Below are 12,857 nucleotides of genomic sequence, written 5' to 3'. Positions count from 1 at the left end.
TAATTCCTACTTTTTACTTTTCATTGCTTTCCATATTGTTTTTGCAGTAGCACAAGGATTATTATTCCCTTCTATATAAATCTCATGTATAAAAGAGTTTTCACCATCAACTTTATTTGTATAAGAAACAATACTATCCCCATACTGTGACTCTAATAAAAAACGCCCATCAATAGAGTATAAATAATAGTTATCTATAATCTCTTTAGGTATTGATTCTAGAAGCCAATGAAAATAACTTATATTATTTACATGCTTATTTATGTCTGTATCATAGCGATTGACAGTAAACTTATTGAGATATTGAGGGGATTTAATGCTCTTCATTGTACTTGATATATCATGATCTAAAGATGTTTCCTCGCAAGACAACCAATTTTCTCTAAAATAATTTGGAATTTTTTTAGGTCTTCGTTTTTCGATATCAAAAAAAAGCCATAACCCTTTGGCTTTCCCTATAATATTGTAGTGTTCATCATAAATAATGTTTTCTCTTGTACCTCTGATAGATTTATATTTTGAAAGCCATGTTCGTATAATAATCTTTTCATTGTACTCAGGATATCTATCTATTTCCATCATTCCAGAAAGTAATACCCATCCTAAATTTTGTGACATAAGAGACAATAAACTATGACCAGCAAAAGCACAGTGATCGGCTGCTGTTTCTTGCAGCAATGTCATCATAGTTATAGGAGAAGCTTTTCCTGTGTTATCCATTTCAAAATATCGTAGCTTAAACTCTTTTTCAAAATAGTTTTCCATTTCAATTCCTTTATTGTTCTGCAGTTTTGAAGTCTAAATATAACTGCATAATTTACAAGTTACTTTTTTAATGTTAATATTACTTTTATTGAAACTACTCCGAGATAACTGGTTCTTTATCTTTTTGACATATCATAGGAAATACCATTCCGTCTTTTATTTTAGGTCCAGATTTAGGAGTTCCATTTTCTAAATAATTTGGAATTTCTGGTTCTTCATGTGGTTTTCTCCCAATTCCATGACCACAAAATTTAACTAAAGGTCGATATCCTCTATTAACAATAAATTTTTCTATTTCATATGATAACTCTTTAAATCTCATACCTACCTTTATTATACTGATTGCATGATATAACTAATCTTTTGCACAAACAATTAATGCATCATCTTCTTTTGATATTTTACCAATTGGCATTGAAATAGCAGCATCACCATAACATCCATCAACCTTAGTACCAATGTCAAGACCTAAAATATCTCCATCTTTTAATACAATGTCTGAAGGCAAATCATGAATAATAACTTCATTTAAGAATAAACAAATAGCACCAAAAAATCCATATAATCCTTTAAAAGAAGGACGGGCACCTAAATTTACTATACATTTTTCTGCCATAATATCAACTTCTTTTAATGTCATACCAGATTTAATAGGTTGTTGAACAGTTTTATAACTTATTCTTGTAGTAATTTTTTGTCACACATTATTCTTCATAATTTATTTAAGAAGCATCTCAATTTCCAATGTTTTTTATAGTAACATCTACAAAAATACCTTATTTAAGGTGTTTGTAGGTATTTTGATATACGACACTTTTTGCATGTTATTTGTTAATTTTTAGGGTGTTTTACATATAATGTATATTTAATAAATAGTTATATACAAAGGAAAAGCCTCGTGACAACAAACTATGAATTTGCAAATATTGGGAAATTAGAAGATCTTACAAATAAACAATATATTTTACCTGACTCTAAAAAAGTTTTAGATGGGAAAATATTTTTAAATGAGTTGATGAAATTATCAGGAAGTGAAATATCTTTAAATAGTTTTGTACCTAAACAATTTTTCCCGTTTAATCATAAGCATAAAAAAAATGAAGAGCTATTTATTATTTTAAGCGGTATTGGCGAATTTGAAATCGATGGAAATAAAATATCAATTAAAGAAGGTAGTGTTATAAAGGTAAATCCTGATGCAGTCAGAAACATCTGCAATACTTCTGAAGATACGAATTTACTATTTGTCGTTATTCAAACTGTAAAGGATAGTATGAATAGTATAAAGCCTACACAAGACGGTATTGGTGTATCTGAGCGTATGCAATGGTAAAATATAACAAATCAGAGAAACCTGCGTGCGGCTTTTTGATTGCTCATTTTAAACATTAGCTTATAAAGTAAAATTAGAGGTATCATGAAAAATTTGTATTTATCAATACTAGTATCTATGATAGTACCAATATTGGTTTTGGTAATAGGTGATGGCTTGTATGCAGGACTTTGGTACTATTTTACAGTACCAGTTGTAATTCTTGGACTGAGTGCAGCTTTTAAGCTTACTTCGTCATTTTACACAGGAGTATCAACGGCAATTGCTATTAGTTTTATAATTTATTTGAACATAAACTGGACTGCTAAGATACAAGAAGGACTTCTAGGGTTAGGACATATGTTTTCACTTCCAGGAGCTTTTCTTACGGTTATGATTACAGCTTTTTTGTTGAAGAGGAAAAACAATCGCTTACCCGTTCAAAATTTAATACTAGGATTTTTTAGTTTTGCAATAGGATTTTTTTTAAATCAAATTTTTATATGCAATTCATGTCTGTATTGCGGTGTATTATCATTTTGATTAAAATAGCTAATAAATCAGTGGAGCCAATAAATTACCCTGTGGGTAATTCATCGGCTCATTTCAAACGTAAAGTTGCTAAACCTCTTACTTTTAGAGCAGCTTTTACTAACAGAAAGCTTGTTCAAAATAGAATTGAGATTTGGAGCATGTCCATAATATAATGGATTTTTTAATTTCGTAGAGTTAATGATACGATAAATATAGTTTTTCATACCGTTATTTGGTATGTAAAAGTTGCTTTTTCATACCAATTTAGTTAAAATGATTCTATGAAAAAACAAAAATGGATTTGGGAATACGAAGAGTATCCTAATTTTAAATATGATAAAGATAAAGTATCACTAATATTAAGAGATATTGCATATGAGCAAGGTAAACTAAAAGCTTTTATGCTTTTAATGGATCAAGAAAGTACAAAATACTCTTTAGCTAGTACCCTTGAAAATGAGATAATAGCCAGTTGTCAAATTGAAGGAGAAATATTAAATAGACAAAGTGTACGATCTTCTATTAAACAAAAACTTGGACTTGAATCTCATGAATACTATAATGCTATTAGGAAAGAAGACAACTATGTCGAAATATTAATTGATGCTAATACACATTATGGACAAGCTTTAAATTTAGAAAAAATATTTGGTTGGCATCATGCAATGTTTGAAAAGGGTTACAGTGGATTTTCTAAAATAAAAGTAGCTCAATTCAGAGGCGATGGCTCTATGCAAGTTGTGTCAGGTGATTATGGAAATGAAAAGATTCATTACGAAGCACCACCATTTGATACATTAGAGCAAGAAATGAATAGTTTTATCCAATGGTTTAATGAAACACCTAGTTCTTTAGAAAAAGCAGCAATTACACATCTTTGGTTTGTAATTATTCACCCTTTTGATGATGGAAATGGTCGTATAACTAGAGCTTTAACAGATAGAGTTTTATCCAAACTAGAAAAATCTTCTTTTTCAAAAATTTATACTATGTCAAAGAGTATCTATGAAGATAGAATTGGATACTATAATGCACTAGACAAAACAACAGGTAGATTTCAAAAAGACGAGCCTTTAGATATTACATATTGGATGGAATGGTTTTTTAAAACTCTACATGACGCTTTATTAGATGCCCAAAAACAACTATCATACATTGTTGATAAAACAAAGTTCTGGGATGCTCATAGGAGTGATGAATTAAATGCAAGACAAATTAAAGTATTAAATAAACTTCTAGATATAGGTAATGAAAATTTTAAAGGTGATTTAACAAAGAAGAAATATGTAAAAATTGCTAATACAGCAGAAACCAATGCATCAAGAGACTTAGCAGACTTACTTGAAAAAGCTTGCATCAAAAAAGTTGAAGGTTCAACAGGAAAAGGTACTAAATATACGATAAATCATAAAACTTGATATTTTAACTAGTGATTAAATGAAGTAGTCAAACTGAACACCTTTTTTCTTTGCAGCTTCAATCCCTTCTCTAACATGTTCATTTATCAAATCACGTTCAAACTCTGCAATAGCACCTAACATTGTAAATAACAGTCTACCGGCTGGAGATGTCGTATCAATGTTTTGATGTAATACTTTGAGATTTACATCTTTATTTTGTAAAAACTTTGCAATGTTATGAAGGTCTATTACAGACCTTGCTAATCTATCTAGTTTTGTAATATAAAGTACAACACATTCTCTTACGAAGCCCATCATAATCTTAAATTGCTCGCGATCTACTTCATTCTTTCCTGATCTTTTTTCTGAAAATATCTTTTCACAGCCTGAACGCTTGAGTTGATTAATTTGATTCTCAAGATTTTGACTTGAAGTTGAAACTCTTGCATAACCTACATTCATAATAAATCCTTTGTATTGAACTTACTATTTATCTCATATATTAGAAGATTTGTGAAGTAATAGTTATTTTCCTATAAGTACAGTTATAGTTAAATAAATATTAATTTAAAAATTATACTTTTCGCACAGTACCGCACATAAAATTATAGTTATAATTATAGTTTTACTTCTTATTTTTTATAACATTCTAGGAATTTGAGATGAGTGATGATGTAAAATTGGATTTGGTCTTGAAAGGTCAATTACATAACTAAATCTTGCTTCAAAATTTAATAATTCTCCATCCACTGCAAAACGCCAATTATAAATACCACTCAATGAATAAATTTGATTTCCTAACTCTTGAGTTATTAATGTTTTTTCATGTAATGCAATACTGAGGTCTTCGCGATTTCCAAGTTTTTCAAAATAATCTTTTAATTTATCTGCAGTATTTAATAATCTATTTGAAAATGTTGGTATCAACACAGCATCATTATCATATAAGCTAAGTAAACTTTCAACATTCCCATCATTTATGGCTTGCATCCATTGTTCTAATACATCTTTTGGTTTTTCTATCACAATTTTTCCTTTATATTTTAAATAAAAATTATCTTTACATAGATAATATTTTTAATAATTCATTTTTATTTTTCCATTCATTTACTACTTCATCTGAAAAAACAACTTTTTTTATATCTAATTCAATTGAATCCATGTCATCCCTAAAGGCTTCTGCATAACCAGTTTTTGTTTCATGAACTCGAACAGATGATACTTTAACATCTCCTTCACCATTAAAAAAACTTGTATTTTTTAAAATATGGTCAATAAATTTTAAAAACATCAAACTATAGATTTCAGCACTTGGAGATACTGGCATCTCTATCCAACGCAGTGAATTTGTTTTAAAAAAATTTTTAAACTCATCAGTTTCTTGTGACCATAAAGAGTAAGCATGATCAAAAGAGTCTATAATATTTTTAATATGTTTTTTTGTTAATCCAAAATCTAAAACCATATAGCCATTGTCTAATTTATTAGAAGTAAAAAATACTTCAACTTCATAGGAGTGTCCATGAATTGATGTTTTACACCTTTTTGTTGAACAATTTCTTACTATATGAGCACCTTCAAATTTAAATTTCTTTCTTATAATCACTTTATACTCCAAGCTAAAGTTTTCCCTGCAAACATTGGAACTACTTGTTCGTTTTTGTAAGAATAAACATCAGGAACTATAAAATCTTTTTTAATTAGAGTAATTGGCTTAGAAATAGGTTTTAAATTATAAATTTTTTGTGCATTTAAACTTACAAAAGTATTTAAGTTATCTAATTTTCCATTTTTTTCAAATAATTCAGTTAAAAGTTGTAAAGCAATAGGTGAATTAAATACTCCCGCTGCTCCATGATGACACTCTTTATTCTCTTTTTGATGGGGAGCTGAATCTGAACCAAACATAATTTTAGGATGAGCTTGTAATACTACTTCTTGTAAAGCATCTCTATCTTCATATCTTTTTACAATTGGTTTGCAAAAATTATGGGGATTTAACATTCCACCTGCTACATCATCAAGGGTCAAAAGTAAATGATGAATAGTAACTGTTGCATATAAATTATCGTATTTATCAAGTAATGTAATTGCTTCTTTTGTTGAAATATGCTCCATAATTATTTTAAGATTTGGAAAATTTATAGCTAAAGATTCATAAATAGGTAAAAACTCTTTTTCTCTATCCATTACAAAACCTTTTGTTTCTCCATGTACACATAAAGGAATACCTAATTTACTCATTGATTCAAGTGTTGGTCTTAAAATTTCAACATCCATTGAAGATACACCTGTTTCACTGTTTGTTGTTACTCCAAAAGGATAAAGTTTTACCGCAATTATTTCATCTTTTATATCTTCTAAAAATGAGTATGAATACTCCACTTGAAAAAATATTGTCACATAAGGAGTAAAAATATCTTCTTTTGTTGCTTCTTTTATTCTTTGCTTATATGATAACAAAGCCTCTTTTGTAGTAATTGGGGGAAGAAGATTTGGCATAATAAGTGCACCTGCAAAACTTTTTGAAGTTAAGGGTGCTACAAGCTTGAGCATATCATCATCTCTTAAATGGAGATGCATATCTAATGCAGAGTTTATAATAAATTTTTCCATACTAGATTTTCCTTTTAATTTGGCGCATTTTAACTAAAGAGTTTTTAAATGCAACTAAGTTGCATTTAAATCTTATTTGCTAAGATTTCAAAAATACAATTAAATTATAAAAATAAAAAAGAGTAAATTATGGAAATTGATTTTAAAAAATCTAATGGATTAGTTCCAGTTATTGCCCAAGAATATGGAACAAATGAGATATTAATGTTGGGTTATATGAACAAAGAGGCTTTTGATTTGACTATTGAAACCAAAATTGTTCACTATTTCTCAAGAAGTAAAAACAGAATCTGGAAAAAGGGTGAGGAGAGTGGTCATATTCAGAAACTAATTGATTTAAGAGTTGATTGTGATGAAGATACACTTTTAGTGATTGTAGAACAAATTGGCAATACAGCTTGTCATACAGGCGCTAAATCTTGTTTTTATAGATCATATTTACAAAAAGAAAATCAAAAAAAAATTGTTAGTTCAGAAATTGCAAATTTACCAACAAAATATGGAGTTTTTAACATAAAAGCTTATAAAGATGGTTGTCAGGAACATTTATCAATTATGAGTAAAGACTTTAAAGATATTGAAGCACCACTTGTAAGAGTTCATAGTGAATGTTTAACAGGAGATGCGATTGGAAGTTTAAAATGTGATTGTAATAACCAATTGGATTTAGCATTAGAACTTATTTCTAGAGATGGTGGTCTACTAATATATCATAGACAAGAGGGAAGAAATATAGGTTTAGTTAATAAAGTAAATGCTTATAATCTTCAAGACCATGGATTTAACACAGTAGAAGCGAATTTAAAACTAGGCTTTAAAGAAGATGAAAGAGATTATAAAGCAGTTGAATATATTTTAAAAGACTTAGGCATAACAAAAATGAGATTAATTACTAATAATCCTAAAAAAATCAGTTTTTTTGAAAAATGTGGTATTGAAATAGTTGAAAGAATACCAGCAATTACAAAAACAAATAAGTTTAATGAAAACTATTTAAAAACAAAAAAAGAGGAACTAGGACATCTACTTTAAATAAAGGAAAAATAATGTCAAATTGTCCTTACTGTGGAAAAAAAATCCCTATGAGTAAAGCTTTTTGTTCTAAAAGTTGTAAAGAAAACTATTTTCAAATGCTTGCAATACAAATTCCTCAACCATTTTTAAAAAGAATATTTATATTTTGTACTTTGGAACAAAGAGAAATAGAGATTGAGAATTTTGCCAAAAGACATTATTGGAATCATGAACTAGTTAAAAAGAAAATTGAGGAAGAATCAATTAAATTTGGCTATGAAAACAACTAAAAATAAGGAAATAAGTGAAAAATATAAAAGTAGAATTAGAAAGTATAATATTTAACGTGATGCTACCAGAATCACAAGCTTTTTTAGATGAATTAAATGAAGAAATAGAAAAAGGAAATGAAGAAGAAGAGATTATTGAAGCAAAAAAAGATATTGCATCTTTTATTGAAGAATTAAATCAAGTTTTAAAACTGATTGAAGAAAAGAGACTATCAAATAAAGATGCAAAAGATATCTATAAAAAAATTAGAAATATGCTTGATGAACATGAAGACGAACATGAACATTAATGAATATTAAAGGAAAAAATGATGATGAATAAAAAAAATCTTAATATTGCTAGGGAATGGAGTCAAGAGGGATATATGTTCCGACATATGTCTCAGGATAAACAACCAACGGTTTTGAGCGATATCTATAAAGAAGAGATCAATATAGCCATTTGGCGACGTCAGAAACAATTTTTGGTAAAAGAATTTTTAGCATTGAATCCTACATTCCAAAAGGAAATGATCTTAACACCAGAAGATGCGCTTTCGCGTATTAGCGAATCTTTTGATAACAATATGACTGAAGTTAGCGAAGATATAGCTCTGCTTGTGGATATGTTTTGTTATTTATTTGAACTTAAACAAGCAGGTATGCGTTTGAAAGTTTTAGATAAAGCGATGTGCCCTAAGTTTCATGTGGACAAAGTGCCTTGCCGTCTTGTGACGACCTATCAAGGTATAGCTACGCAATGGCTACCGCATGAACTGGTTGATCAAACAAAACTGGGATGGGGTTGTGACGGCTTGCCTGACAGTGAATCTGGTCTTTACCAAAGTGAAAGTGATATCCAACAACTAGATTGTGGCGATGTTGCATTAATCAAAGGTACACTTTGGGAAGGTAATGAAAATGCAGGCTTAGTCCACCGTTCACCAGGATTAATAGCCAATGAAAAGCGTTTGATATTAACTTTAGATTTTATATAGCTAATGTTGTGGCTTGTCTTATGAAGCTAACAACATATCCTATGCATTCAAATAGTAATGGGAGACGTTAAGTTCACAATCTCCTAAATTTTGGAACAAAATCAGAAAATCTCACTTATTAGCCTAATAGCCTTTTTAAGAGATGTAATTTGTTCCAAAAAGTGTTCAAGAAGTAGAATTTAGAGATTCTCTCAAACCCTTAGGATTTTTTGAACAACAAAAATCACTTTTTAAGTCATTAGTTTAAAGATTCATCCAGTCTGCCCTCAAATAATATTGCTAACTGTGAAATTGTTAAAGACCAATTCCAAATAGGCATAGTCCATTTTTTAGAAGAGTTTTGAATACCCATATAGAGAATCTTGAGCGAACTATTTTCATTTGGAAAAGCTCCTTTGGTTTTTCTCACACTTAGTGTTCGCTCTAAGCTGTAAGCTTTCTAAACTGCCTGTGAACTGATTCAATAATATTGGTGGTGTAGATGATACATCTAATCTCTTCAGAGTATTTAAATGTTCCCACTTGTTCCTCCACTGGACATTGTTGCTATTATCACATTACCAGTTATTGGGCTAATTGTAGCTTTAGAAAACTCTAAACCATAGAGTTCTTCAATGTGTTCATCAATCTGTTGATAACTGTTTCCAAGTCCATAAAGTGAAAGTATTTTCTCTTCAATCTGCTCAGAGATATGAGTTTGATGTTTCTTTACAATTTGTGGTTCAAACGAGCCGTTACGGTCTCTTGGAATATCAAGTTCAAATTCACTAGCTTTAATTTGTTCAAGTGCATCTGTTATAAGTATTTGATTCATTGTTCAATCCTCTAGAATAAATTCTATCAGATTGACACAAAATTTCTAACACTCCCTTTTTTAATGATTTAGATTGTTTCTTTTCTTTTTATGTCTATTTATATATAACATGAATCCAGTTATTGTAAACAGTGCCATAAGCGCTGAAGCTAAAAACATACCAATTTGTCCAATAAGGCCAAAATATTCCCCTGTGTGTAAAGGTAAAATACTTCTCATTAGTTGTTCATTTAAAGGTTTATCTTCAAATTTATCATGTTTTATTACTTCATTTGAATTAATATCAAGTTCTAATGTATTCACTTCCCTAAAGTAGTCTGATTTATCAATTAAATAACTAAAACTATAAACTGTTCCTTTTGGAGGAAATTTTACCGATGCAGTGTAATAATTCATTTGAATAGTTGTATTAAATAAATCTACTGCTTTTTGATAATCATCAAAAGTAGCTATATTTTGTGAAGTTGGAATTTGTTCAACTTTTTCGCCATCAACTCGTTGATTATCTTTATTTCTAGGTGCTCTTTGCCCTTGTGAATTATCCCCTTGTTGAGGATTTTTCATTTGTGCAGGCATATTTCTTTGAGGTTTTTCAACTCCTGCTATTTTATATAATGCTGCGTTGTACCAATCATAAGACCAAAAAAGTCCAGTTAATGCAGCAAGAAGATAAAAAGGTAAAACCCACATACCAACTGCACTGTGCATTGTTGAAAGAAAAGCTCTGCCTTTATGTTTAAATTTAAAAGTAAAACTTTTGAAAAATGAATGTTTAATTCTTCCCCAATAAACAACTATACCACTTAAAGCAAGAATAACTAACGCAATTGTTGAAATAGCAACTATTTGTTTTCCTACTTCTCTCATAGTTCCTTCAAAAGCTAGCCATCTATGTAATTGCAACATAAATGCAAAAAAATCTTTTCCTTTAATTTGTGGTAAAACTTCTGCAGTATAAGGATTTACATAATAAGTTATTCCTCTTCTTGCATCTTTCCCTTCTCCTGCAATATTTATGGTAGTAGATGCTGTTGCATCACTTGAAAATGAAATACTATTTATTTTTGCTTTAGGGAAATTTGTTTGAAACTTTTCTAATAACTCTTTTGTTGAAAGTTTTGCTTCACTTGGAACTGATACTACAAATGTATCTTTATTTATAAATTTAATTATCTCTTTTTCAAATGATAAAGTGGCTCCGCTAATTCCAACAACTAGAAGAATTATTCCAGCTGTAATTCCTAGAATCCAATGTATTTTAAACCATATTTTTTTATGCAATTTTATGCTCCTTATTAATTTCGATGAAATATTAACAAATTAATTTTAACGATTTTTTAATGTAATTGATAATTGTTATTAAAAATTAACTCAATTTCTTTTATTTGCTCAATATCTTTACAACCTGTAAATATCATAGAGACTTCAAGTTCTTCTTTTAAAATTTTAAGTGTATGCGCAACTCCTAAAGCACCTGCAGTTGCTAGTCCATACATTATTGGTCGTCCAATCATAACAGCACTAGCACCCATTGCAATTGCTTTAATAATATCTGTTCCTCTTTTTATTCCACCATCAAATAAAATTGGTATTTTCCCATTTACTGCTTTTGCTATTTTTGGCAATATTTCAATACTTGCAGGAAGTGTATCTAATGTTCGTCCTGCATGATTAGATACAACAATCGCATCAAGTTCTAATTCAATAGCTTTTTTTGCATAAGAAACAGATGTAATTCCTTTTAGAATAACTGGCAATTTTGTATTTTTTTTTATAAATTCTATATCTTTCCAAGTGGGAAGTATTTTTGTAATATCTAAAATATTTTCAAAATTATTTGTCATTTGGGTCGGATTTAAATTTTCTATATTTATAGCACTAACACCTTGTGGCAAACAAAATTCTGCTTTTTGTTCAGTATTTCTAAGTCCTGAAATTGGTGCATCTATTGTAATAACTAAAGCTTTAAATCCTAGAGTTTCAGCTTTTTTTATAAGCTCTAAATTCATATTCATATCTGGTTGAATATAAAGCTGAAACCAAAGAGGAGAATTTGTGTATGATGAAATATCTTCTAAAGTACAACTGGAAAAGGAACTAACACACATACAGGTATTCATAGCATTTGCTGCTTGTGCTGTTGCTATTTCGCCATTTACATCCACTAATTTTTGATAAGCAACTGGAGCTAAAAAAATAGGAGTTTCATAAGTTTGTCCAAATAGTTCTATTTTTGTATTTGCACCTTTTAAATCTTCTAAGGTATTTGTTTCTAAAAAAATATTTGAAAAGGCCTCTTCATTTCTTCTAAAAGTTACCTCATCCCCTGCTCCACTACAAACATAAGCTAAAGAGTTTAAATCCATAATCTTTTTTGCATATCGTTCATAATCTTTTAAACAGACTAAATCATTTGGAATAAAATTTAGTTTTTCATTCAAATTTCTGCCCACTCTTGAAGTAGTTTATGATAATGAATTGATAAATTTACAGCTTCTTGTGTTTCGCCATATTTAGCCCTTAAGCTTTGAATTGTGTTATCAAGTTCAAATAAAATACTTCTTTTCCAAGCACTTCTAATCATACTTTGAATCCACATGAAACTCACCATTCTAACACCTTTTGTAACTGGTTCAACTCTATGTAAAGAAGTAGATGGATAAAGAAGTAAATCCCCTGCTGGAAGTTTTACTTCATGTGTTCCAAAAGTATCTTCGATAACCATTTCACCACCTTCATACTCTTGTGGATCTGTGAAAAATAGTGAACAAGAAATATCTGTACGATAGCTTTTACCAATAGTTGCATCATATAAAATTGAGTTATCAACATGATTCCCATAAGCACCACTATTTTCATATCTATTTACAAATGGAGAAATTATATGATTTGGTAAAGCAGCTGATACAAATAGAGGATTTGCTTTTAAAGAAGAAGTTATTATCTCTCTTAAATATTTTAATAAAGGATCATTCTCAGCTAATTGTAGATTACTTTTTACATTAACAGCTTGTGAACCAGCTGTTAGTTTTCCATCTATCCAAGAAGCTTTTTCTAAGAGTTTTCTACACTCAATTAGTTGTTCCTTTGTTAATACATTTGGTATATGTAAAAGCATTTTTATCTTCCTTTTAT

The 12,857-nt window shown here is 29.3% G+C and carries 16 protein-coding genes and 2 pseudogenes; 7 read left to right on the top strand and 11 right to left on the bottom strand.

The features are described from left to right. Positions 1–6: 6 nt before the first annotated feature. The gene (locus AVENP_RS03155) at positions 7–765 is read right to left on the bottom strand and encodes an acyl-[acyl-carrier-protein] thioesterase (RefSeq protein WP_128357646.1); all 759 of its coding nucleotides are present in this window, start codon (positions 763–765) and stop codon (positions 7–9) included. Between the two features lie 109 nt (positions 766–874). Beyond that, a pseudogene (map, locus tag AVENP_RS03150) lies at positions 875–1,456 on the bottom strand (type I methionyl aminopeptidase); the annotation flags it as partial. A 207-nt stretch (positions 1,457–1,663) separates the two neighbouring features. On the opposite strand from map, the gene AVENP_RS03145 reads away from it, so the two are divergent. The 3 genes from AVENP_RS03145 (at position 1,664) to AVENP_RS03135 (ending at position 4,029) form a co-directional block, all read left to right on the top strand. Next, positions 1,664–2,098 carry a cupin domain-containing protein gene (locus tag AVENP_RS03145; RefSeq protein WP_128357647.1) on the top strand — a complete coding sequence of 145 codons (435 nt, stop codon included), beginning with the start codon at positions 1,664–1,666 and terminating at the stop codon, positions 2,096–2,098. Positions 2,099–2,182: 84 nt separating this feature from the next. Beyond that, complete coding sequence (locus tag AVENP_RS03140) at positions 2,183–2,620, top strand: hypothetical protein (RefSeq protein WP_153802226.1); 438 nt, start codon at positions 2,183–2,185, stop codon at positions 2,618–2,620. Positions 2,621–2,892: 272 nt separating this feature from the next. Then, a complete protein-coding gene (locus AVENP_RS03135; protein WP_128357649.1) occupies positions 2,893–4,029 on the top strand; it encodes a Fic family protein in 1,137 nt (378 codons plus the stop codon). A gap of 15 nt (positions 4,030–4,044) precedes the next feature. Here AVENP_RS03135 and AVENP_RS03130 read toward each other — a convergent pair whose 3' ends face one another. The 4 genes from AVENP_RS03130 to pyrC all read right to left on the bottom strand — a co-directional run bounded on the left by AVENP_RS03130 (position 4,045) and on the right by pyrC (position 6,627). Then, complete coding sequence (locus tag AVENP_RS03130; protein ID WP_128357650.1) at positions 4,045–4,473, bottom strand: recombinase family protein; 429 nt, start codon at positions 4,471–4,473, stop codon at positions 4,045–4,047. Positions 4,474–4,650: 177 nt separating this feature from the next. Continuing rightward, complete coding sequence (locus AVENP_RS03125) at positions 4,651–5,037, bottom strand: nuclear transport factor 2 family protein (protein WP_128357651.1); 387 nt, start codon at positions 5,035–5,037, stop codon at positions 4,651–4,653. A gap of 34 nt (positions 5,038–5,071) precedes the next feature. Continuing rightward, positions 5,072–5,617, bottom strand: a complete 546-nt coding sequence (locus tag AVENP_RS03120; protein WP_128357652.1) for a 6-pyruvoyl trahydropterin synthase family protein — start codon at positions 5,615–5,617, stop codon at positions 5,072–5,074. Then, a complete protein-coding gene (gene pyrC / locus AVENP_RS03115; RefSeq protein ID WP_128357653.1) occupies positions 5,614–6,627 on the bottom strand; it encodes a dihydroorotase in 1,014 nt (337 codons plus the stop codon). Before pyrC ends, AVENP_RS03120 begins: the two co-directional genes overlap by 4 nt. Positions 6,628–6,756: 129 nt before the next feature. On the opposite strand from pyrC, the gene ribA reads away from it, so the two are divergent. The 4 genes from ribA to AVENP_RS03095 are packed head-to-tail and all read left to right on the top strand — an operon-like array spanning position 6,757 to position 8,908. Continuing rightward, positions 6,757–7,659, top strand: a complete 903-nt coding sequence (gene ribA / locus AVENP_RS16090) for a GTP cyclohydrolase II (protein ID WP_128357654.1) — start codon at positions 6,757–6,759, stop codon at positions 7,657–7,659. A 14-nt stretch (positions 7,660–7,673) separates the two neighbouring features. Then, positions 7,674–7,931 (top strand): DUF2116 family Zn-ribbon domain-containing protein, encoded by a 258-nt coding sequence (locus AVENP_RS03105; protein WP_128357655.1) that lies wholly within the window; start codon positions 7,674–7,676, stop codon positions 7,929–7,931. A gap of 14 nt (positions 7,932–7,945) precedes the next feature. Continuing rightward, the gene (locus AVENP_RS03100; protein ID WP_014474133.1) at positions 7,946–8,221 is read left to right on the top strand and encodes a double-stranded DNA repair protein Rad50; all 276 of its coding nucleotides are present in this window, start codon (positions 7,946–7,948) and stop codon (positions 8,219–8,221) included. A 21-nt stretch (positions 8,222–8,242) separates the two neighbouring features. Further along, positions 8,243–8,908 carry a DUF1826 domain-containing protein gene (locus AVENP_RS03095; RefSeq protein WP_128357656.1) on the top strand — a complete coding sequence of 222 codons (666 nt, stop codon included), beginning with the start codon at positions 8,243–8,245 and terminating at the stop codon, positions 8,906–8,908. A 238-nt stretch (positions 8,909–9,146) separates the two neighbouring features. Here AVENP_RS03095 and AVENP_RS16085 read toward each other — a convergent pair. The 5 genes and pseudogenes from AVENP_RS16085 to AVENP_RS03075 all read right to left on the bottom strand — a co-directional run. Beyond that, positions 9,147–9,421 (bottom strand): annotated as a pseudogene (locus AVENP_RS16085) (transposase); the annotation flags it as partial. Next, positions 9,417–9,722 carry a transposase gene (locus AVENP_RS16080; protein WP_430385355.1) on the bottom strand — a complete coding sequence of 102 codons (306 nt, stop codon included), beginning with the start codon at positions 9,720–9,722 and terminating at the stop codon, positions 9,417–9,419. The gene AVENP_RS16080 and the pseudogene AVENP_RS16085, both read right to left, overlap by 5 nt. A gap of 60 nt (positions 9,723–9,782) precedes the next feature. Then, positions 9,783–11,003: a PepSY-associated TM helix domain-containing protein gene (locus AVENP_RS03085; protein WP_128357657.1), complete on the bottom strand. Its 1,221-nt coding sequence runs from the start codon at positions 11,001–11,003 to the stop codon at positions 9,783–9,785. 56 nt (positions 11,004–11,059) lie between these two features. Next, positions 11,060–12,163 carry an alpha-hydroxy acid oxidase gene (locus AVENP_RS03080; RefSeq protein WP_128357658.1) on the bottom strand — a complete coding sequence of 368 codons (1,104 nt, stop codon included), beginning with the start codon at positions 12,161–12,163 and terminating at the stop codon, positions 11,060–11,062. Next, positions 12,160–12,840, bottom strand: a complete 681-nt coding sequence (locus AVENP_RS03075) for a Fe2+-dependent dioxygenase (RefSeq protein ID WP_128357659.1) — start codon at positions 12,838–12,840, stop codon at positions 12,160–12,162. The genes AVENP_RS03080 and AVENP_RS03075 overlap by 4 nt, the downstream gene beginning before the upstream one ends. Positions 12,841–12,857: the final 17 nt, after the last annotated feature.

Source organism: Arcobacter venerupis (assembly GCF_013201665.1).
In the GTDB taxonomy this organism is placed as follows: domain Bacteria; phylum Campylobacterota; class Campylobacteria; order Campylobacterales; family Arcobacteraceae; genus Aliarcobacter; species Aliarcobacter venerupis.
This window is presented reverse-complemented; position numbering and strand designations above follow the sequence as displayed.